Raw genomic sequence first — 20,342 nt, forward strand, 5'->3', positions numbered from 1 at the left:
CGAATAAATCAGCGGATATAAAATCGGCCCGACAACAAAACTGAATCAACGGGTTGGTGGGAAATGCCGGGGCCGTTCCTTGAATTCGACAGCGCTCGCATGCAAGCGGGCGGCATGGCGTCCGCCGACGCCGAAGAAAACTGGCGCGAGGCGCTTCGTCCCTTGTATGAGGTCGGGCGCCCGCGGACGTCGCCCTTCGAGGCGAGCATCCGCGTGTGGGATCTCGGATCGATGCTGATGACCCGGCATTTCATCCGCGACGAGGTGCAGTTCCGCCGAACCCGGCGCAAGATCTCGTCGACGCCGGCTGATCACTACCTGGTGCATTGCCTTCTCGAAGGCTCGCTGGCGTCCGAGTTCGACGGGACGCAGCAGCGGGTCGAGCCCAATTCGATCGCGCTCCGAGACTTGTCGGTCGAAAACATCGGGTTCGCCCGAGACGCCCCCATGGTGACGTTGACGGTTCCGCGCGGTCCCTTGGAGGCTCGCCTTCCGCCAGGCGCCGGCCTGCACGCCGCGGCGTGGGCCGCGGGGGACGTGATCGGCGCGATGCTCGCCACGCACCTGCAAAGCGTGGCGCGGCTCGCGACGCGGATGACGGCGGAAGAAGCCAGGCTGGCGGGCGACGCGACGCTGAGCTTGCTCGCGTCGTGCTTGCTGCCCAAGGCGAAGCCTTCGGTCCGTCAGGGCGACCCGCGGCTCGGGCCGATGCTGCGCGCCCAGGCGCTATCCTGCATTGAGCGGCGGCTGTCGGACCCCGACCTCGACGCCGCGGCGGTTTGCCGGGAGATCGGCGTGTCGCGAACCGCGCTTTACGAGTTGTTCGCCGCCTCGGGCGGCGTCGCGCGGCACATTCGCGCGCGTCGATTGGACGAGGCTATGCGCCGGCTGCGCTCGTTAGCGGGACCGAAAGAGCGAATCGGCGAAATCGCCTACGGGCTGGGCTTTCCCAGCGAATCGACATTCAGCCGCAGCTTTCGCGAGCGCTTCGGCTGCGCGCCCTCAGAAGCGCGAGAAGCGACAGAGCCGCCGACCGCGAAGACGGCCGGCGGCGACGAGAGCATCGGAACCGCATACGAAGCGAAGGTCCAAAGCCTGCCCGTCTGAGTGCGGGGCGGATACAGAGAAGTCGACGGCGATCACGGGTTGCCAAGGCTGCATCATTGATCGGCCCGACCGCCCCTATGGCTGGGTTGAATCGCTGCGCCCAAGGCTCCGGTGTCGCTAGCGACTCCGCTGTTTGCCATTTACAAAATCTTAACGATATCCGGGTCGCGCACACCAAAGCCTGAAGGCCCCCGCGTGCTCGAAACGTCCGGTTCGACAAGTCCATGTCGCCGACATTAAACTGGCGCAGTTCCTGTGGCGCCGACTAAGCCTAGGGGCCGGCGTAGGCCGCAATGCCCCGTTACCGGCGGTCAAACGGCGCAGAAAGAACCAAAATGCATATTTGAGGGGCGGCCGAGGGGCGAAACGTAGGCGACGCGGAGCGGCGACATCGGCTCTAGGCCTCAGACATTCGATTTTCGCGCCGTTATACAAGAGCAAAAATGGGTTAGGGGAAGTGCAGGATGGGAGACGTTGATCTCTGGGGGCTGGCCAAAGAGTATTGGCACATCGCGGTAGTGGCGAGCTTTCTGGCCATTCTCGTCGTTGATTTTGCGATTCGCTTTGTCGTTCGAGCGGTCGGTCTGTCGCGCGAACTTAAGCGTTCATTGAAGGCGCTTCGGACTCTTGTGTCTCAGGCCGGAGGCGATTTCGTGGATCTCCACGAAATCGGAGAGAAGGTGTTTTCTTCGCCGGTGCTCGGCGGTCCTTGGCGCGAATATCAAAAGACCCTGCATCCACAGAAAGAAGACGACGGGCTAGGGCAGATCAAAATCCTGCGCTATCGCGCGACCGCCCTTGCGGAAAGCTTTTTCACCGAGCAATCAATCGTCGATAGTCGTCTCAACACGGATTATTTCAAGCATCTGCCCGGTCTTTTCACCGGTCTGGGCATTATCGGCACTTTTGTGGGACTCATCAGAGGCCTCACCCATTTCGACGTTTCACTGGATCCTGGCCATGCGCAGGAGCAGCTCCGCGGGCTCGTGAATTCGGTTGGATATGCTTTTTTCGTTTCAGGCGCGGCCATTGCCTTGGCGATGTTGGTCACGTGGATCGAAAAAACGCTCGCCACTTCACAGTATCGCAAGGTCGAGGAACTGCGAGAGCTTGTCGACGGCATGTTCGCCAGCGGTGCGGGAGAAGAGTATCTCGAACGGTTGGCTATTTCATCCGAAATTGCCGCCACGCAGTTGGCCCAGATGAAGGACTCGTTGGTCGCCGACCTCAAAGAAGTGATGACGACGCTTGCTGACAAGCAAATGGCGGCAGCGGAGAAGAACGTCGGCCAGATGTCGGTCGACGTCGGAAAGGCGATCGCCGAAAGCCTAAGCGGGCCAATGGACGCGATCACCCAAGCCGTTCAGGGTGTCAGCTCCAATCAAGGCGAGGCGGTCAACAGGATGTTGACTGACGTGCTGTCCAATTTCGCGACGCAGATGCGGGAAATGTTCGGCGGCCAGATGGCGGGCATGTCTGAGTTGCTGGTCAAGGCAAGCGAATCGATGCAGGCGACGGCATCGCAGTTTCAGCAGTTGGCGGTCAGCATGGACGCGGCTGGAACAAACACGGTTGACGCGATGGGCGAACGGCTGGGCAAGGCGCTGGACGCCATGGACGCTCGCCAGGCGGCAATGAACGCGCAAATGGCGACATTCGTGGAACAGATTCGAGCGCTCGTGTCGGAGTCGCAAACCGAGTCTTCGCAGAAGCTGAAAGAGACGTTGACCACGGTGGGAGATCAGGTTGCCGCCGTCGTCGATCAACTGAGAAAACAAGCAGAGCAGGCAGCGAGCTCGGATGGCGAGCGGCAGGCCCGATTTGAGCAAGCGACTGGTCAAGTCATTGGTTCGCTGTCGGGGCAGGTTGAGCAACTGCTTGCTCAATCCATGGACACGAACAAATCGTTGCAAAACTCGGTGGCAAGCCTAGCTCAGGCCACCGACAAAGCCATATCCGGCTTGAATTCTGGGGCGGAAACTCTCTATGTGGCCGCGAGTGATTTCGCCAAGGCCGGCCAGGGCGTGTCCGAGACCATGCGCGCGTCAGCCGTGGCGACGGAGGCGATCAAGGCTGCATCGACGCAACTGGTCACGTCCACCAACGGCGCGCAAGCAATCTTCGCCGACTACGCGAAGACGAGGGACGCGTTTGCTCTCATGGTGTCCGATTTGAAGGGCACCATTGAAAATGCGAAGCGCGACGCGTCAATGACATCTGAAATTGTCAGTCGCATCGAAGCTGCCGCCGAAAAGCTCGCTGTCGCGCAGAAGCAGTCGGAGGAATATCTGCAGGGCGTCAGTTCGGTGCTGGCCGAGGCGCATGAGAAGTTCGGACAAGAGGTCGAGCGCACGCTGAGAGAAAGCAATCGCCATTTCCAAAGTGAACTGGCGAATGCCGTTGGCTTGCTGTCCACGGCGATCAAGAATCTTGGCGACGTTGTCGACGACATGCCAGTGCGGGGGTAATGCGTCATGCTCGGATTGAAGGCCGCCAGGCGACGCGGCTCACGCGAGGAAGGCGAAAAACCGTTCTGGATTTCGTTCTCGGATCTCATGACTGCCTTGATGGTGCTGTTTTTGGTGGCCATGGCTGTGGCGTTGATGGCGGTCACGCAGGGTTTGCAGCAGATCAAGAAGGCCACCCAGGAGCGCGATCAAACCATCGAGAGCTGCGTTGCCAACGTGAAGGCGCTGACCAAGCTTGATGAATTCAAGGGTGTCACAGTCCACGGCCACTCCATCGACTTTGGCACGCTTGTCCAATTCCAAGACAACGCGCACAAGTTTGAAAACCCAGAGGACGAGCATTTTGTCCGCAGGTTCATTCCTCGCGTGCTCGACGTGGCGCGCGCGCCGACTTGCGACAAATGGTTGAAGCGGGTCGTCGTCGAAGGCTTTGCGAGCAAGACTGGCGACTACCTATTCAATCTCAATTTGAGCTATCTGCGGTCGCAACGGGTGCTTTGCGCATTGCTCAACACGCAAGCGCCGGACGCGCTATCCGCGGCGGATCGATCCCTTATCCAAACGCTTTTCTTGGCCGGCGGCTCCTCTTTCAACACGACCGCCAGCAGCGCGGCGCAGATGCGCCGAGTCGAGATCATGCTGGAATTCCGTGACTTGGATTCAACCAGGGAACCGCCCCCCGACATTCCACTGGACCCCGGGCTTCGATGCCCGAATGACCGATGATCGACGCTCTCGCCATCCTCAAAACGGAGCTCGCGCGATCGTTCTCTGGCGCGCCGCTTTCGCCTGCGAGCTGGTCAGATCCGGAGGAAATCACTCGCGCGCGCAAGCGTGTCTATCACGACCACGGCGGGGCGGCGATCGTTGCCGACTCTCGCTCGATTATGGCGGCCATTGCCGACTTCGAGCGATCTGGCGTCATTAAAGGATTTCGCGACCTCAAATACGTTTGCCTTGGCATCGGAGCGCTGGACGAAGAGGGCTGGTCAGTGCTGGCTGACGAGCTGCTGCGAGGGAAGGTGGCTCGCACGATTGAGCAGCAGTCCGCTGCGCACAGGCGTTTGCGCTGCTTTCAGGCCCTGCTTTTCGCTTACTTCTCGTTTCCGATCAACGGACAGGAGGCCAGCGAGGAATCGAAAACCGGATGGCGTGGGCTGCGCGGCTGGCTGAGAGCTGAGCGCGACCGATTGATTGAGCTTCTCGACTTCAAGCCGCCGTGGTTCGAAACGCTTTTGCGCCATGCGGAGCTGTTGACCAGCCAGCCGTGCAACCAGTTTGGCGCTGACCTTCTGCGCGGCGACGCGGCGGGCCTGAATGAGGCCCGCGAAGGCTTGTCCATTCCCGAGACGTCATGGGTGATCGAAGAGGCGGTGCTCGCTCAAATGAGGGCCGCTGCCGCGCTCGAAGACGCCCCGTTCAAAGCCGTGTTGCCCGACTTGCTCGCGATCGCGATGGGGCGTGTGGGAGTGTCGATCAGTGAGATGTTGAAGACGCGATGTGTGGCGCAATTGGTGTCGCGCTACGCGCGCTGTGTCGATCGACCAGAGCAGCCCGCGTTGCGGGATGCTTCCACTTCCACAATCGGAAATCCCTGGCTCAGGAAGGATCGCTGGGACGTGAATGTGCGCGTCGGCAAGCAAGCGGACGATCTTGCGCGTGAAATGGTGTCGTTCTGGTTGAAAGAACGCTTAGTCGCGGATTTCTTCGAGTTGCTCAGTGCGGACGAGATCAACGACAAGAGGCGAGTTGCTTACTGGCTGCGCTTTGTGCCTTTCGTGGAAGACATGTGGTTTGCGCTCGGGCCGGCAGCTTTGGAAAGCCGGGACATTAAATTCTCAGAATTCAGAGCGCGAGCCAAAGGTCGGCTCCTAAGACTGGAAGGCAGCGGGCCTGAAAACAATGCGTTTGTTATGCGCATTGGTGGTCACCTCGCTGTCGAGTTTGGGGAGAGCAACCACGCATTTTATCTGTTCCGTTGGAACGCCCTTGCCCCGTCGCTTCTGCAGTCCCTTAACTCCGGTCGTGCGAGCGCTGAGGTCCACGTCAAAGAACTCAAGCGAGACGACAACGAGGACAAGATGTCTCATCGCGATTCGCCGGTGGCACTGAAGAGCTGGGAGCAGAAATTCGACGACAAATTGATCAAGCTCATCGGCAAAAAGCCCGAGACGCGTCCCGCATGCGTGCCCGATCTCGAAGTTTTGTTCGACAAGGATCGAGTGAAGGTCAGCGACCTTCGAGCGGCGGGTGGCGCTCTGTGGGTTTATGAAGAGGAGCGTTCGTCATATCTCGCTAGAAGACTGCAATCCAAGGGGTTCGCGTATAGAGCGGGACGCGGTTGGTTCAAGGAGTAGGAAATGGTTTGGTCACCATTCAAGTCAAAAAACAGCTCTGCCGCGGATGGCGCCGCGGAGCGTGCGCCCATGATTTCCGTTTCGTGGGATCGCAATGGGGCGCATTTCCGTCCAGATCCGATGATCGGCGATTGGTTGACGTCGCCGATCGACCATCAAGCTGCATCTGAACTGACTCTTCTGCTTCGTCAGCTCGAAGAGGAGGGCTTCGTCGACCTTCGCGACGATGGCGCCACGCTGTCGTGGCCAAACTACTACGCGTTGCTTGAATCTCCCGAGCACAGTGGTGCGCTTGATCTTTTGGGTCTTCCAGAGCGGCGGGCTTGGAGGCCGAGCCTTTCGAGCAACGGCTCGTTGACCGACACGAGTTTTGCTGTCGGCATACAGGGATGGATTGATCCTAACGGGCGTCGACCAACTGGAAATGTCGGCCTCGAAGGTGCTGTGCTAACGACCGGCGGCAAGTCGGCGATTGTTTCCGAAGCGGCTTGGCGTATGACCCAAGCGATTGCTGAGCAGCGCGGCCGAAAGGCCGATGAGCGCACGCCGGATGTGAACAAGCGAGATTGGGCGGCCATCCGAGGACATGCCGCACACGCGGGCGCCGACTTGACGGACTTTCTACGAAGAACGGTGGTGTTGACGCCCGAGCGTTTGCGCATTGATCTTCGCAAGGGAGATGTCGGTGGTGATCAACTGGTGGAGGTCATGCCAAGCTTTGACGGCGCTCCGCCCCGCTGGCTCGAACTGTTCGACCGATTCGCGAGTGTGCCGGAGCGCTACGAGATTCCTGACGGCAATGGCCTGGTGCATGTGCTGTTGTCGGAGGAGGCGCGAACGGTCCTGCGCGAAATAAGGCGCCTGCCTGGTCGGCGCATCGCGGGAGAGCGAGCGGAGGCATTCGTTCGAAATCCGATCGCCACGCTGGGGCCGGACGCGGCCAAGGTCATCGACCCGGAGCAGTTCGAGCGAGCGCGCGAAGATGCCGGCATCTCGTTTGCTCGCTTCACCGCAGCCGTGTTGCGGGATGTCAAAGGCTATCCCTACGACGTCTCTTTGACCGTGGAGGAGGTGCTTAGAGGAGAAATCCGCGCCGAACAATTGAAGTTCGGCGAGGCGGCAGAACTGGAACAGTTTCTCAAAAAGCTCGAAGGCAAGATGGCCGCCGGGGCGCAATGTTGCCATTGGAAGGGTTTCGATCTTGAAATCTTGGGCGACACGCCAGCGCAAGCGGCCACGTTGCGTGGCGCGTTGACCGATTGGCTGCGTCCCGGGCGCATCAGCGCCGCAGAGATTTTCGATCTCACCAAGTATTCTGAGAGGGTGGGCGGATTCGGGGCCGAGAAGCCATACTATTCGCCGTTCATCGCAAAAAAGAGCGATGACGCCGGATGGTTTCCCGAGAATGTCGACGTCGGTCTTTGCTTTGAGACCGAAGGCGGCGAAACGGTGGCCTTGGCTCTTGATGGAAAGGGCTTGGATGCTTTCCGAAAAGAAATCGAGAAAGCTCATGACGAGAAGCGTGAGACATTCCAGCTTCCCGGCTGCCGAGAACCTATCCCTGTCGAGTGGGCTCTCGACGCATTGAAAACCTTGGGGCAGGCCCGAGAAGATGTTTCGAAGGGGACATTCGATCCTCGCAAACCGGCCACCAAAGCGCGAACGACCGAACGCAAGGGACTGGTCGTGAAGCCGAACGTCGATTCCTTGGATTACGAGGAGCGACGCGGCGCGCTCGCCGAGCCAATGGAACCCGCCTTCCTGCCGACAGCTTTGCTCAACCATATTCAGCTCAAAGAACATCAACTCCGTGGAGTGGCATGGCTTCAGCACGTGTGGCGGCATTCGCCGAGCCTATGCCGAGGCGCCTTGCTGGCGGACGACATGGGGCTGGGGAAAACCGTTCAGTTGCTGACCTTTGTTGCATCGGCGATAGAGCGCGACGCGCAGATCGATCCCATCCTGGTCGTGGCCCCGGTTTCACTTCTCGAAAACTGGAAAGAGGAGATCGCAAAATTCTTTGCGCCGGGAGCGATGCGGGTTTTGACTCTATATGGGAAGGACCTCTCCGCCAAAAGAGCGTCGAAGGCATCGCTCGACGAAGAGCTGGTTGAGGCTGGCTCGCCGAAGCTTCTGCTGCCTGGCTGGCTCGGCGCCGCCAACGTGGTCCTGACGACATATGAGACGCTTCGAGATTTGGAATTCTCGTTGGCGGCGCAGCGCTGGTCGGTCATGATTTGCGACGAGGCGCAAAAGATCAAAAACCCCAATGCGTTGGTCACTCGCGCGGCCAAGAAGCAGAACGCCAGGCTGAAAATCGCGTGCACTGGAACGCCGGTGGAGAACACGCTCACCGATCTTTGGTGCCTGTTCGACTTCGTCCAGCCCGGATTGCTCGGCGCATTGAAAGATTTCGGCTCCAAATACCGCAGGCCGATCGAATCCGAGACGGAGGAGGAAAAAGGCCGCCTCGAGGAATTGAAGGGGTTGATCGAGCCACAAAAGCTGAGGCGCACGAAGGCGGAGGTGGCGAAAGACCTGCCGCAGAAGATCGAGTTCGAGGGTTGCCGCGCATTGCCGCTTTCGCAACGTCAGCGCGCTCTTTACGCGGACGCCGTTGCGCAGTTTCGGGCGCGCTCTGGATCGGGGCAGGGGAGCGGCATGCAGTCGCCGCTGGGCTTGCTGCAATACCTGCGGCGGCTCTGCTCGGACCCGAGATCGCCTGGGCATCTCTCGACGGAGTCGGAGCCGCTCGCCGACATCGAGCGCAACTCGCCCAAGATGGCGTGGATGCTGGCGCGCCTTCAAGAGATCGAGAAGACGGGCGAGAAGGCCATCGTGTTTTGCGAGTTCAGGGATTTGCAGCGGACCTTGCAACGAGCAGTGTCCGAACGTTTTGGGTTTCTCCCCGACGTCATCAATGGCGACACTTCCGCCGATTCGGCCCACGCGAACAACCGACAAAAGCGAATCAAGGCATTTCAAGAGCGTCCGGGTTTTGGGGTGATCGTCCTTTCTCCGCTCGCCGTGGGATTTGGCGTCAACATTCAGGCAGCCAATCATGTGATCCACTACACGCGCACGTGGAACCCGGCCAAAGAAGACCAAGCCACAGACCGCGCCTATCGCATTGGTCAAGAGCGAGACGTCTACGTCTACTATCCCGTTGTGGTGGCGCACGATTTCCTGACCTTTGACGCGAAGCTCGACAGGCTGCTGCACGAGAAGCGCGAACTCGCGACCGAAATGCTGAATGGAGCGGGAGATGTCGGTCCCGCAGACTTCGGCGACCTGGAGGGGCCCGACGGAGGCAACGCGTTCAGCAATGAGCCCCTGACAGCTGAGGACGTGGGCTCATTGGATGGCGACGCGTTCGAGGCGTTCTGTGCGCTGCTATGGACGAAGATGGGCTACACCAGAACCATCAAGACCAAGCGCGTTGGCGACGGTGGTGTGGACGTCGTGGCTATCAGGCGCAATGAGGGTGTGTTGATTCAATGCAAAAGCTCGACCATAGAGGGTCGGGAGCTCGGCTGGGAAGGGGTGAAAGACGTTTCCGCAGGCTGGGCGGGATATTCCGCTCGCTATCCGGGCATCGCCTTCTCGAAACTGGCCGTCACCAACCGGCGTTTCAACCAGGCGGCCAGACAACAAGCCGATGTTTTGAACGTCGAGTTGATCGAAGGCGATGAATTGGTGGACATGCTCGCTCGCCATCCGATGAAACGCGGCGAGCTCCAACGATTTTTGCTCGCGGGATGGAGCAATTTACGTTGACAACGGCGGGATGAGCGCTTGCAGTGCTACCAGGGCAAGCGCGCGCGATGGAGCGTCGCCGCTTGATCCAGAAGATCGAGCACTGCTTGAGGAACTTGCGCGCTGGTCGCCAGCGAGGCTGCCCTCAGAAGTCGCGCAAGTTGGTCAGGAGCATTTTCATCTTGCTCAATTGCCTCTTTGAGCATCGGGACCGTTAGGTTTGGCAATCGCAGCAAGGCTCGATTTTGCGTATGCGTCCTCCAAGGGATTGAGAACGCTTTTGCGAGCGGGTTGAACGCTGCATCGAGAAAGATTTTGCTCGGCAAAATGGATAGCCAATGAACGGCTCGGATCTGCCATGCGGCCGTTGACTCGGGGCCTTGGTCGTTTTCGATGAGAATGCGGAAAACGGCGCCCAATCTGTCAATTGGTTTGGCGCCGTTGGTTGCGGCGACTTTGGGCGCTTCGGCAGAGTCGACGGATATCGCTCTCAGTGCTTCGCGTGCATCGTTGAGGAGCATAGCGCTATGTGGCAACTCGCTCAGATCGGATATCCATTCGCTTGCCAGCGTGTTGATCGAACCACCGGAGATAGCGCGGAGAAAAAGAGCAAGGCCGAACACCGATTCCATGCCCATAGGTGCAGATCGGTCAACTTCCAGTATCTCTCCGTCGAACGGCTCCAATGAATCCGACAACATGCCGTTTTCTTGTCGACGCTGAAGTGCTCGATGTCGCCAAAAATACTCGTTCAGATGGTAGAGCGCACTAGACAGTTGTTCAAGCTCCCCGCTGCCGATCAGTTCATTGCAGCGGAGGCTCCAAAATTGAAATCCGGCTGCCAATATTCTGGTTTCAGACAGCCCGGACCGGAGAGCATCCACGCCGTCGCTTTTTAGGCGGAGGAGCGAAGCGATTTCCACCACAAACGCCGCAGCCATTGCAGAAGGCAATTTAGGGTGATCCGCGATCCCTTTGTCACGCCCAGGATTGCTGCATTGGCCAACCACGGGTTCAAAGATCGGCTCTGCCTCAAACTTGCCGCGCAGTTGCTCCAAGATCCACCGAAGGACATGGCCGCCGAGCTTTTTTGCCGCGAACAGCTCAAATTGTTTGGTCGGGTCAAAGTCTCGATCGAACGTGTTCAGCCCTTCGACGATAAGGGATACGACTCGGGAGCGTTTTCCGTCTTTGAACGCGCAATAGGCTGCATCGAAAAGCGCGCCTCCCGCCATGGCCGCCATCCCACTGTCGCTTGCGCTTCGCGACGCGAATTCGAACCATTCGGATGCACCGCCGAAATCCCCCAAGTTGCCCGCAGCGATTCCCGCTTTTCGCAAAACATGCGGGTCGCGTTCTAGTTCGACATCGCTGGACGACGGGCGCCACAGTGACCGCCTCCACAAACTCAACGCTTGCCTGAAGTTCTTTCTTCCAAAATGCACTGTTGCTTCTTGTGCGATCAGAATGGGCGCCTCGCCAAAGGTTTCTGCGGCCCTTTTCAGGCATGTCAGCGCTTCATCACCGCGAGACAGATGATCTTCGTAGAGAACCGAAAGCAACCTCGCGATGGACACCCCCATCGCCTTTGCGTTCCAACGCCCAGCCAAACCGAGCATTCGGACCAACGTTTCCTCCACCAATCCCCAACGAGGTGCTTCCCGATTCGCCTCATCTTGCCAAGGCCCCTGAACGAAGAAATGGTTCTTGCTGAACAATGGGATGTTGAATGCTTTGAGCATGCGACCACGGGCCTTTGAGTCCGCCGATTCAAGCGCATCAACCATCTCGATCAATTGATCGAGCTTTTGCAAACGGGCGAAATTGAAGCCGAACAACGCGGCGACTAAATCAGCGTCTTTGACGACGCCGCCGGGGGCTAGCTCAGCGCTCAATCTGTCGATGACAGGCTCGTCGGCAGCCAGGGGCTCCAAACGATCGATTTCTGCGAGCGCGCGAACAAGCGTGCTCGCTGCAAACGAATGGCCTGGCGAGTCGGCGATGGACATGGCCCATGAAAGTCGATGGACATTTCTATCATTCACATCGTCGATGCGCGCTATGTCGTTTTCCCACGAGCTTGCTAGGGAAGAGAGCTCGGTGACGATTTGTTGCTTTGCGATACGGAATTGCGTCAGTCGCAATAGCGCGATCGTCTTCGCCTTGAACCCATTTGTTTTGGGATTTGATCCTCGGCAAACAAAGACAATGGGGGTCAAAATCTCCGCGGCGGCGCCCCGAAGAGCTCGCTTCTCGTCAATCAACGAGGCGAGGAAATTCGAGAGTCGCGTGTCATCGCCGCTTTCCCATGCATGGAGAAACATCGCGAAGGCTTTGTCGAACGAGATGGTTCGCCCGCTCACCAATGCATCAAAGATGGACTCGTGCGCTTGCGCAACTCTTGCTGCGGACCATGCCAGCTTGGCTTGTTGCGCGAGGAGGGCTGTTACCTTGTATTCATGAGACGCTTGGGCTTCTACCCAGTGGCCGACGAGGCGGTCGAGGGTGTCGCCCGGAGAACGCAGCCCCAAGAACCTTTCTCCAATGAAAATGATGGCCTTTCGGTCTAGCGCGCAGAGGGCGAGACTAAGGGAGTAAAGGAGTTCAAGATCCAAATCGGAAAGCATGTTCGCAGCTTTTCGTCGAGCGAACGCGCGGGCCTCCTCAAGGCTGGCAGGAGGATTTCCCATCACGACGGCAGGCGGATTGCGCCAGCTGTCTCGTTGCAGCTCAAGCCCCAACAAGTGCGCGAGTTTGGGGTGGCCCCCGCCGCTTTGCGCGAGAATCGTCTCGGCAAATTGGGGGGCTTGGCCTGCGGGGCACCCAAGGCTGGACACGAACTCGGTGATCTCATCGAGGGAAAGATCGGGAACCGCATGAAGCTGAATCTGTGAAGTCCGCAGACGGGGGTCTATGGCCTCGGGGTTCACCCCTTTGGCTGTGAGAACCAAAAACTGCTCGCGCTTTGAGCACTGAAGACTCACGGCGACAAATCGCGACCAAACCGCCTGCGTGATGGTGTTCGCAACAGGGAAGTCATCAACGACAACGACAGTCCTTGGAGGCAGGTTGCGAACGTTTAACGCCAGATGATCAAAAACCGACGGTAGCGCCGCTGCGTCGAACGCGGAGAGGTCGACCCAATATGCCGTGGTGCCGATCTTTTTTCCAACCAAGCTGGCCACGGTGGTTTTGCCTCGCCCTTCGGAGCCGACAATCAGCGCGGGGCTACCTGCTTGCATGATTTCAGCGACGAGGACGGCGCGTGGCAAACAGAACTGAGGGAGCTCGGGCTCGACGCCCAAGGTCGCGCTCGAGAATGATATCGAGCCTGGCAGCCCCGATGAGGTTCCTCGCGTGGCGGCGAGCGCTTGCGCAATCGATGCGGTGACGCCGCGCGTTAGCGGAACCATCACACTGGTCTTGGCCTCAAACACCTTCAGAAGGTCAGCGTGAGTCACGCAGCGTAGGTTGGGATCGCGCCGTTTTATCGCTTCCATGCAATGAGCGAGAAATCCATCAACAGCTTTCAGCGCTTCGTTGTGGTCGATGTCGCGCTCATCACCGAAATCGATCACCGCTTGTTCCACCGCGAACCGGATTGCTTCTGTGGATGGCTCACTCGTCGCCCAAACGATGCGCCCGAATAGCGCTGAACGAAGCTCCGAAGCGTCGGCTGAGCCAAGAAAGCTGAGCAAGGCGGAGGATTTCAGCGTGGAGCTCAGATAGCGAGCGACTTGTGTCGCGGCGGCGTCATCACCTGTGGCCGCCGCTCGCCAGAGTTCTATTCCTTTCGCTTTGCCAAATGGATCACCCTTCTCTGAGCCGACGCCGCCTCGCGTGACAAAACGCATCCTGATCGACCGTCCCGGATTGCGTTCTGTGTGTGCCCAGAAATTTTCGATGGCGTCGCGGACGTCGCCAGACCCGAGCGTGATGTTCTTTGCGGAATTCTTGATCTGAGACGTGGTGGCATCACCCGTTTCGTCCACGATGTCGAAATCTTCGGCGCCTTCTAGGTAGAGAATTTGAGCGGCATCCAGCCGCATCCAAGCATCTACCGATCGCCAGATTTGATAGTCGTAGCCACGCAGGGAATCGATTGCCTGCCGGCTGGTATCCGCCGTGAGCGGAGTAGAACCCCCCTCAGCAGTCACGGCGTGCACCTTTGTGCGAAGGCTCCCGCACATTGATGGTTCAATTGGCGAAGCGCCACCACGCTGATGGAAACGACCACCAGCACAGCATCTTGGGGAAAAGTCGAAACGACCACGCGTGTCACCTGGTCAGCTTCGGTATGACGCACAGCCTCATCACCGGCTCCGGATTGTTCCTCTCATTTTACGAGCAGCCTGACCCGCGGTGGGCGGTCCTCGATGACGTTCCCGAAAAGCACTGGTCGGAACAGATTGATCTAACGGGCCAAGGGGGATCAGTGGGGGACTGTGGCGCGAGAGCAACGGGCAGGGGCTTGTCTGGACTGGCTCAGAAAGTCGCACGCGGGTAGTGCTGCATCATCGGTGTGTGCTGCGCGATGTCGCCTTCGGTATGTGTAGCCATCCTCGGAGTCTTGCTTAGGGTTCAGGGCGTGAGTTTAACCCGCGCCGCGGGCATGCGAACCTGGCCGAACGGCCAGCGCAGGCAGACGCTCACTCGTCCACGAGCGCGCGCAGGTCCACCTTGCGCGCGTTCGCGGCACTGCGCCGCATGGCGAGCGCGATCATCGCGGCGATGAACGCACCGAACACGACGATGATCCACTGCACCGGCATCTTTGCGGTGAGCAGCAGCGCATAAGCGCCGAGCATCAGCAGCACGGCGAGGTTCTGGTTGAAGTTCTGCACCGCGATCGAGTGGCCCGCGGAGAGGAGCGTCGCGCCGCGGTGCTGCAGGAGCGCGTTCATCGGCACGATGAAGAAGCCGGCGAGCGTGCCGAGCAGCACCATCAGCGGATACGCGAACAGCAGATAGAAGGGCAGGATGAAGTGGCCGAACCGCACGCCTTCGCCGGCCGGGAACAGGCCCTTGTGGTAGAACGCCATCGCCACCGCCACCACGCCGCACAGCACGCCCACGGGCAGCACCTTGAGCGACGCGCGCAGCGACACCCACGCGGCCGCCGCGCTCGCGCCGAGCGCGATGCCGAGCCCCGTCACGCCCTGCATCACGGCAGCCTTCGAAAGCGAGAGGCCGAGGTTCGCGTCGGCCCATTTGAGCACCAGCAACTGGAGCGTGACGGCGGCGCCCCACATGAGCGTCGTGACCCAGAGCGCGATTTGCGCGAGCTTGTCGGCCCACAGCACGTTGAAGCACTGCACGAAATCGTTCACGAGCCGCCTGGGCTCTTTCAGACGGTTCTCGTAGCGCGCGCCGGTGTCGGGAATGCCGAAGTTGATGAGCGCGGCAATCGCATACGTGATCATCACCGCAAGCATGGCGAGGTCGGCCGACGAATGGATGAGCGGCAGTGCGTGGTGCGCGACGAAGCGCTCGGCGTAGGTGCTGACGAGCGCGCCGCCGAGCATCGTGCCGATGATGGTGGAGAGCACCGTGGCCGATTCGAGCCACGCATTCGCGGCGATGAGCTTTTCGGGCGGCAGCAATTCAGTGAGGATTCCGTACTTTGCGGGCGAGTACGCCGCCGCGCCGAAACCCACCACGCCATAGGCGATCATGGGATGCACGCCCGCGATCATGAGCAGGCAGCCGGCCGCCTTGAGCGCGTTCGAGACGAACATGACGTGGCGCTTTTGCAGGGCGTCGGCGAACGCGCCGACGAACGGCGCGAGCACCACGTACGACACCGTGAAGAAGATCTGCAGGAGCGGCGTGACCCAGGCGGGCGAGGCGATCACCGTGAGGAGCGCGATCGCCGCGATCAGCAGGGCGTTGTCGGCAAGCGACGAGACGAACTGCGCCGCGATGATCGTGTAGAAGCCCTTTTTCATCGGATGCGATCGTGGTGGCGGATGGATAAGAAGCAGGGCGAAACAAAAAAGCGGCCGAAGCCGCTCGATTGCGCGGGACCGCGCGCAGGCCGCATGAGTCCGGGCCACATGCGCTGGGTCTCGTCCGGGGCTCGGCCGGCGCCGCGCGGGTCCTTGCGGATCCCTCAGGCCGCGTTGATGCGCGTGTACTTCGAGAGGATCGGCACCATCTGCGCGTACACCTTCGGGTTGCCCGCCACCACTTCGCCCACGTGGAGGAAGTCCGAGTCGCCCGTGTAGTTGCCGATCAGGCCGCCCGCTTCGGTCACGAGCAGGCCGCCTGCCGCGACGTCCCACGGATTGAGGCCCTGCTCGAAGAAACCGTCCATGCGGCCCGCCGCGACGTTTGCCAGATCGAGCGCCGCTGCGCCCGGGCGGCGCAGGCCCGCGCAGGCGTGCGTCATTTCGGCGAAGAGTTCGGTGTAGCGTTCGAGGCCGTCCTTTTCGCGGAACGGGAAGCCCGTGCCGATCAGCGAATCGGCAAGGCGGTCGCGGCGGCCCACGCGGATGCGGCGGTCGTTCAGGAACGCGCCGCGGCCGCGCGAGGCGGTGAAGAGGTCGTTGCGCGTCGGGTCGTACACCACGGCCTGGGTCACGGTGCCCTTGTGCGCGAGCGCGATCGAGACGCAGTAGTACTGGAAGCCGTGAATGAAGTTGGTGGTGCCGTCGAGCGGATCGATGATCCACTGGTATTCGGATTCGTTCTCCGAGAGACCCGATTCTTCGGCAAGGATGGCGTGATCGGGATAGGCGGTCTTCAGCGTGTCGATGATGGCCGCTTCCGATGCCTTGTCGACCTCCGTGACGAAATCGTTGTGCTGCTTCTTCGAGACCTGCACGAGGTCGAGATCGAGCGACGCGCGGTTGATGATCTGCCCGGCGCGGCGCGCGGCCTTGACAGCGATGTTGAGCATGGGATGCATGAGCCTGATCCTTTTTATCCGGCGCTCGCGGGTGACGCGGCAAGCCGGGCTGCAGAAGATAAAAGCGTCCGACGATGGACAGAGTGCTTCGGCACGATGCCGAGAGCCCAGCCTGTCCCGCCAACGGAGACGAATTGAATAAGAGCGGGGCGCGGGGCAGGGCGGCCCGCAAGGCTTCCCGGACGCAACCGCGCGCGAATCCGCGTATTTTACCCGAGTCCGGGCTCCCGTTGCTGGCGGCGTGGCGTTCCGGGGCTTTCGGGGTGTTCCGCAAGGCGGATGCGGCGCAGTTCGCCCCAGCTCACCGCAGCTCCATGCCCCGGACCCCATGACCCTCCCGGGCGAGCTCACGCGCTAAGATACGGGTTTCCTTTCGCTGTCGTTCGAGACTCATCTTGGTGCACCCCGATCCTCATGCCGCCGCTGGCGGCGACGCTCACGAGCCGCTGCGCGGCGGTTTCACGTCCACGCGTTTCGTGCTCGTCGAGCCGAGCCATCCCGGCAATGTCGGCGCGGCGGCGCGCGCGCTCAAGACCATGGGCTTTTCCCGGCTCGTGCTGGTGGCGCCGCGCATCGCCCAGGTGCATCGCGACCCCGAGGCCATCGCCATGGCGAGCGGCGCCGACGACGTGCTGGCCGGCGCCCACATCGTGCCGACCCTCGCCGACGCGCTGACCGGCACGCAATGGTCGCTCGCGCTCACGGCGCGCACCCGCGAGTACGGTCCGCCCCCCGGCACGCCGCGCGAGGCGGTGCGCGACGCCTGCCGGCAGGTCTCGGCGCATGGCGACATCGCGCTCGTGTTCGGCAACGAGCGCACGGGTCTGTCGAACGACGACGTCGAGCGCTGCAGCGCGCTCGCGCATATTCCCGCCAATCCCGCGTACAGCTCGCTCAATCTTGCGCAGGCCGTGCAGGTGCTCGCTTACGAGCTGCGCCTCGCGTATCTCGCCGGGGCCGACGTCGGGGCGCCGTCGCCCGTTTCGGGCGCCGCGGCCGGTGGCGCTGCGGTAGCCTCGCCGCTCGCCACGAGCGACGACATCGAGCGCATGTACGTACACCTCGAAAACGCGCTGATCGCGCTCGACTTTCTCGATCCGGCAAATCCGAAGAAGCTGATGTCGCGGCTGCGGCGGCTCTTCGCGCGCTCGGGGCTCGAACGCGAGGAGGTCAACATCGTGCGCGGCATCGCGAAGCACATCCTCCTGCTCAAGGGCAAGGACGACGGCAGCCACTGAAGCCGTGCGGGGTGCGGGTGGTGTTTGCGCCCCGACCTTGACGCCATCGGGGGCATCCGGGCGTGCGCCCGCGCATCGCCTACAATCGATCGCACATCATAAGCAAATGCGTGCGCGTGCTTAACGCTTCCCGGCAGGACGGAGGCGGGCCAGAGGCGCGCAGCCTTCCCCCACGACAGCGTGACAGCCATGTTCAAGAGACTTCGCGAAGACATTGCCACGATCCGCGAGCGCGACCCCGCCGCCCGCAGCGCGTGGGAGGTCCTGACCTGTTATCCGGGCCTGCACGCGCTCGTGCTGCATCGCTTCGCGCACGCCTGCTGGCGCGCGCAGCGGCGCTGGCTCGCGCGCTATATTTCGCAGCTCGCGCGCTTTCTGACCGGCATCGAAATCCACCCGGGCGCGACGCTTGGCCGGCGTGTTTTCATCGACCACGGCATGGGTGTCGTGATCGGCGAAACCGCCGAGGTGGGCGACGACTGCACGATCTACCAGGGCGTGACGCTCGGCGGCACGTCGCTCACGCGCGGCGCGAAACGCCATCCGACGCTCGGGCCCGGCGTGATCGTCGGTGCGGGTGCGAAGGTGCTGGGCGGCTTTACCGTGGGCGCGCAGGCCAAGATCGGCTCGAATGCCGTGGTCGTGAAGCCGGTGCCCGCAGGCGCCACGGCCGTGGGCAATCCGGCAAGGATCGTTGCGCCGGCGAAGCGCGCTGCGCAGCCGCAGGCGAAGGATGCGCCGGCGCTCGAGGCGTTCTGCGCCTACGGCATCACGCCGAATGCCGACGATCCCGTTTCGCTCGCGATTCACGGCCTGATCGATCACGCGTCGCGACAGACGCAGCGCGTCGACGCGATCGTCGAGGCGCTGGAGAAGCTCGGCACACGGCTCGAAGCGCTGCACGGCGCCGACGCGGCGCTGATCGATCTGCGCCGCCTGTCCGCGAGTCTGGAGGGTGAGATAGCGGCGCGCGAAAACGGCCCGGCGAATCCCGGCGAGGCGCGCAGCGAGACGGAGCACGCGCGCGTCGCATAAGGCGTTTGCGTCACGACTGCACGCGCGACGACGTAAAGAACCCGGCAAAGAACCTGGCAAAGAACCCGCTCTAATCGAGCGGCAACATCCTGAACCCTTCCGCGTCGATACGCAGATAGCCGCCGCGCGCCTTGCCGTGATCGAGGTCCCAGTCCGGCAGCACCCAACGTGTGCCGCCGGGCTCCTGGTGGCGGGCCGGGCGGTGCGTGTGCCCGTGAATGATGGTGCCGGCGCGGCTGCGCTTGAAGAGCGCGGCAACGCCGCGCGCTGTCACGTCGTAGTGCGGCAGATAGGGGCCTTCGCGGCGCTGCTCGCTCTTGTGGCGCATGTTTTCCGCGAGTGCATGGCGCCAGCGGTAGGGCCACGCGAGGAACAGCAGTTGCGCGAGGCGGTTGCGCGCAACCTTGCGAAAGACCTGATAGCCGCGGTCGTCGGTGCAGAGCGCGTCGCCGTGCGCGAGCGCGATGCGCGTGCCGAACGCGGTAATCGCAATCGGATCGGGCAGCCAGATCGCGCCCGCCGCCTTCATGAAGCGCTTGCCCATCAGGAAATCGCGGTTGCCGTGCATGACGTAGAGCGCGATGCCGCGCTCGGAGAGCGTGTGCATCAGCGCGGCCATGCGCGCGGCAAAGGGATCGGCGAGCGTGTCGTCGCCGATCCAGTATTCGAAGAGGTCGCCGAGTATGAACACCGAGTCGGCCTGATCGGCGCTGACGCGGATGAAATGCTCGAACGCGGCGACCGTGCGCGGGCAGCGCTCGTTCAGATGCAGGTCCGAGATGAACAGAAACGGGCGTGCCGCGTGAGGGCGCTTGCCCTCGCCGGGCACGCCCGCAGCGGCGTGTCGAAGTGCCTTTTCCTGCAGCATGAATGAAGCGCTCGTCCCTTGCTGTGACTCGTTGCCGTTACTCGACGACGACGGCCTTCTCGATCACGACGTCGTCCATCGGCACGTCCTGATGGAAGCCCTTCGAACCCGTGCGGACCTTCTTGATCTTGTCCACGACGTCGAGGCCGTCCACCACCTTGCCGAACACGGCGTAGCCCCAGCCTTGCGGCGTGGGCGACGTGTGGTTCAGGAAGTCGTTGTCGGCGACGTTGATGAAGAACTGGGCGCTCGCCGAATGCGGGTCGTTGGTGCGGGCCATCGCGATCGAGCCGCGCTCGTTCTTCAGGCCGTTGTTCGCTTCGTTTTCGATGGTCGCGTCGGTGGGCTTTTGCGTCATGCCGACTTCGAAGCCGCCGCCCTGGATCATGAAGCCGTCAATGACGCGATGGAATACGGTGCCGTCGTAGTGGCCCTTCTTCACGTACTCGAGAAAGTTCGCAACCGTCTTCGGAGCCTTCTCGGCATTGAGTTCGAGCTTGATGACGCCGTGGTTCGTATGCAGTTCGACCATGATGGAATCCTTTGCGTGAGGGTGCCCGCGTTGCTTCGGGGCAGGGGGGGAAGGACGGCGCGGCACCGTCA

General features: G+C 61.4%; 12 protein-coding genes. 7 read left to right on the top strand and 5 right to left on the bottom strand.

The window, feature by feature from the left end; translation table 11 throughout:
- Positions 1-114 precede the first annotated feature (114 nt).
- From BFE01S_RS03945 to BFE01S_RS37270, 5 genes are all read left to right on the top strand, one after another.
- Positions 115-1,107, top strand: coding sequence for a helix-turn-helix domain-containing protein (locus tag BFE01S_RS03945; RefSeq protein ID WP_169742592.1), 993 nt, complete (start codon positions 115-117; stop codon positions 1,105-1,107).
- A 464-nt stretch (positions 1,108-1,571) separates the two neighbouring features.
- Complete coding sequence (gene zorA / locus BFE01S_RS03950) at positions 1,572-3,575, top strand: anti-phage ZorAB system protein ZorA (protein ID WP_028224489.1); 2,004 nt, start codon at positions 1,572-1,574, stop codon at positions 3,573-3,575.
- Positions 3,576-3,581: 6 nt separating this feature from the next.
- The gene (locus tag BFE01S_RS03955; RefSeq protein WP_028224490.1) at positions 3,582-4,301 is read left to right on the top strand and encodes a flagellar motor protein MotB; all 720 of its coding nucleotides are present in this window, start codon (positions 3,582-3,584) and stop codon (positions 4,299-4,301) included.
- On the top strand, positions 4,298-5,932 hold the full coding sequence (locus tag BFE01S_RS03960; protein WP_028224491.1) for an EH signature domain-containing protein: 1,635 nt from the start codon (positions 4,298-4,300) through the stop codon (positions 5,930-5,932). Before BFE01S_RS03955 ends, BFE01S_RS03960 begins: the two co-directional genes overlap by 4 nt.
- A gap of 69 nt (positions 5,933-6,001) precedes the next feature.
- Positions 6,002-9,709, top strand: a complete 3,708-nt coding sequence (locus BFE01S_RS37270) for an SNF2-related protein (protein WP_084169557.1) — start codon at positions 6,002-6,004, stop codon at positions 9,707-9,709.
- Between the two features lie 26 nt (positions 9,710-9,735).
- Here the strand turns inward: BFE01S_RS37270 and BFE01S_RS03970 are convergent, their stop codons facing one another.
- The 3 genes from BFE01S_RS03970 to BFE01S_RS03985 form a co-directional block, all read right to left on the bottom strand.
- Entirely contained in the window at positions 9,736-13,845 is a 4,110-nt protein-coding gene (locus BFE01S_RS03970) for a hypothetical protein (RefSeq protein WP_156966903.1), read from the bottom strand.
- Positions 13,846-14,337: 492 nt separating this feature from the next.
- Positions 14,338-15,636 (bottom strand): lysophospholipid transporter LplT, encoded by a 1,299-nt coding sequence (gene lplT / locus BFE01S_RS03980; protein WP_028224494.1) that lies wholly within the window; start codon positions 15,634-15,636, stop codon positions 14,338-14,340.
- Between the two features lie 164 nt (positions 15,637-15,800).
- Positions 15,801-16,598, bottom strand: coding sequence for an inositol monophosphatase family protein (locus BFE01S_RS03985; RefSeq protein ID WP_028224495.1), 798 nt, complete (start codon positions 16,596-16,598; stop codon positions 15,801-15,803).
- A gap of 395 nt (positions 16,599-16,993) precedes the next feature.
- On the opposite strand from BFE01S_RS03985, the gene BFE01S_RS03990 reads away from it, so the two are divergent.
- Together BFE01S_RS03990 and cysE are read left to right on the top strand one after the other, a co-directional pair.
- Entirely contained in the window at positions 16,994-17,836 is an 843-nt protein-coding gene (locus tag BFE01S_RS03990; RefSeq protein WP_245621025.1) for an RNA methyltransferase, read from the top strand.
- Between the two features lie 189 nt (positions 17,837-18,025).
- A complete protein-coding gene (cysE, locus tag BFE01S_RS37275; protein WP_042337205.1) occupies positions 18,026-18,871 on the top strand; it encodes a serine O-acetyltransferase in 846 nt (281 codons plus the stop codon).
- 70 nt (positions 18,872-18,941) lie between these two features.
- On the opposite strand, the gene BFE01S_RS04000 is transcribed toward cysE, so the two are convergent.
- Positions 18,942-19,739 (bottom strand): UDP-2,3-diacylglucosamine diphosphatase, encoded by a 798-nt coding sequence (locus BFE01S_RS04000; RefSeq protein ID WP_028224497.1) that lies wholly within the window; start codon positions 19,737-19,739, stop codon positions 18,942-18,944.
- Positions 19,740-19,776: 37 nt separating this feature from the next.
- Complete coding sequence (locus tag BFE01S_RS04005; protein ID WP_028224498.1) at positions 19,777-20,271, bottom strand: peptidylprolyl isomerase; 495 nt, start codon at positions 20,269-20,271, stop codon at positions 19,777-19,779.
- Positions 20,272-20,342: the final 71 nt, after the last annotated feature.

This window comes from Paraburkholderia ferrariae NBRC 106233 (assembly GCF_000685035.1).
In the GTDB taxonomy this organism is placed as follows: Bacteria; Pseudomonadota; Gammaproteobacteria; order Burkholderiales; family Burkholderiaceae; genus Paraburkholderia; species Paraburkholderia ferrariae.

Coding starts and splice junctions, on each gene's coding strand:
- BFE01S_RS03945 (WP_169742592.1), top strand. CDS start 115: ATGGCGTCCGCCGACGCCGAAGAAAACTGGCGCGAGGCGCTTCGTCCC.
- zorA (WP_028224489.1), top strand. CDS start 1,572: ATGGGAGACGTTGATCTCTGGGGGCTGGCCAAAGAGTATTGGCACATC.
- BFE01S_RS03955 (WP_028224490.1), top strand. CDS start 3,582: ATGCTCGGATTGAAGGCCGCCAGGCGACGCGGCTCACGCGAGGAAGGC.
- BFE01S_RS03960 (WP_028224491.1), top strand. CDS start 4,298: ATGATCGACGCTCTCGCCATCCTCAAAACGGAGCTCGCGCGATCGTTC.
- BFE01S_RS37270 (WP_084169557.1), top strand. CDS start 6,002: ATGATTTCCGTTTCGTGGGATCGCAATGGGGCGCATTTCCGTCCAGAT.
- lplT (WP_028224494.1), bottom strand. CDS start 15,636: ATGAAAAAGGGCTTCTACACGATCATCGCGGCGCAGTTCGTCTCGTCG.
- BFE01S_RS03985 (WP_028224495.1), bottom strand. CDS start 16,598: ATGCATCCCATGCTCAACATCGCTGTCAAGGCCGCGCGCCGCGCCGGG.
- cysE (WP_042337205.1), top strand. CDS start 18,026: ATGTTCAAGAGACTTCGCGAAGACATTGCCACGATCCGCGAGCGCGAC.
- BFE01S_RS04000 (WP_028224497.1), bottom strand. CDS start 19,739: ATGCTGCAGGAAAAGGCACTTCGACACGCCGCTGCGGGCGTGCCCGGC.
- BFE01S_RS04005 (WP_028224498.1), bottom strand. CDS start 20,271: ATGGTCGAACTGCATACGAACCACGGCGTCATCAAGCTCGAACTCAAT.